The following is a 1,253-nucleotide window of genomic DNA, read 5'->3' on the forward strand; positions in this document are numbered from 1 at the left end:
CGGCGTCGGTCAGGCCCCGGGTCTTGATCTCGAACCACTGGTCGATCTTCTCCTGGGAGGTGAGGTTCTGGTCGATGTCGCGGGCCTCGTACTGGAGGTCCAGGACGACGCCGTCACGCACGGCCTCGTCGTATTTGTAGGTGTGGATGTAGGGGCCGAAGACCTCGATGCTCTTCTGTTTGTCCAGTTTGAGCAGGGGGGTGCCGGTGAACCCGATCAGCATCGCCCCGGGGAGGAGCATCTTCATCGCCCGGTGCAGTTTGCCGGACTGGGTGCGGTGGCATTCGTCGACGAAGACGAAGAACTCGCCTTTGGGGGAGAATCCTTTCGGCAGGTTGCGTTTGATCTCTTCGATATAGGTCTCGAGATCGGCGTCGCTGAGGTCGTCGCCGCGGCCGAACTTGTGGACGAGCGAGCAGACCAGCCATTCGGTGTCGGTGTTGAGGACGCGGACGAGGTCGGCGCCGCTCTTGGTGCGGTAGATGTCCTCGCTGACGCCGAGAAAGACCTTCTCGATCTGGTCGTCGAGTTCGGTGCGGTCGGTGACGAGCAGGACGCGGGCGGCCGGCACGTGTTCGCGGATCCATTTGGCGAGCCAGACCATGATCAGGCTCTTGCCGCTGCCCTGGGTGTGCCAGATGATCCCGCCCTCGCGCCGCTTCACGCGCTCCTGTGCCGCTTTGACCCCGAAGTACTGGTTGTGCCGGCAGGTCTTCTTGGTCCCGGCATCGAAGACGATGAAGTCGTGGACGATCTCAAGCAGGCGGTCTTTGCGGCAGAGCTGGAAGAGTTCGCGGAGGAGCGGGCTTTCTCCGGCGTCGGCCTCTTTCCAGCGCAGGTAGTACTTCTCGGGGGTCTCGATCACGCCGTAACGGAGCCCTTCGGTCTCGTTGCCGGCCATCACGAGCTGGACGGTGGAAAAGACGGGGCGGATGAAGATCTTCTTCTGGTTGTCGAGGTTCTGACGGACGCCCTCGGATACGGAGACGATCGACCGCTTGAGTTCGAGGACGCAGAGAGCGATGCCGTTGACATAGAGCACGATGTCGGGGCGTTTGCTGTTCTCGCCGGCGATGGTGACCTCTTCGGCGACGGCGAAGTCGTTCTTCTCCGGGCGGTCCCAGTCGATGAGCCAGACGGTGATGTGCTGCTCGCCGATGTCGGGCCGGACCTTCACGCCGTAGCGGAGCAGCCCGTAGACCTCGCGGTTGGCGTCGTAGAGGCTCTTGTTCCCGCCGACCGCCTTCGCTTTG

Annotated in this window: 1 protein-coding gene; it reads right to left on the reverse strand. The window is 62.9% G+C overall.

The window, feature by feature from the left end:
* A partial coding sequence (locus PLN84_RS13415; protein ID WP_348532201.1) for an HsdR family type I site-specific deoxyribonuclease occupies positions 1-1,253 on the reverse strand: 1,253 nt, incomplete at both ends.

Source organism: Methanoculleus sp. (assembly GCF_035363275.1).
Lineage (GTDB): Archaea > Halobacteriota > Methanomicrobia > Methanomicrobiales > Methanoculleaceae > Methanoculleus.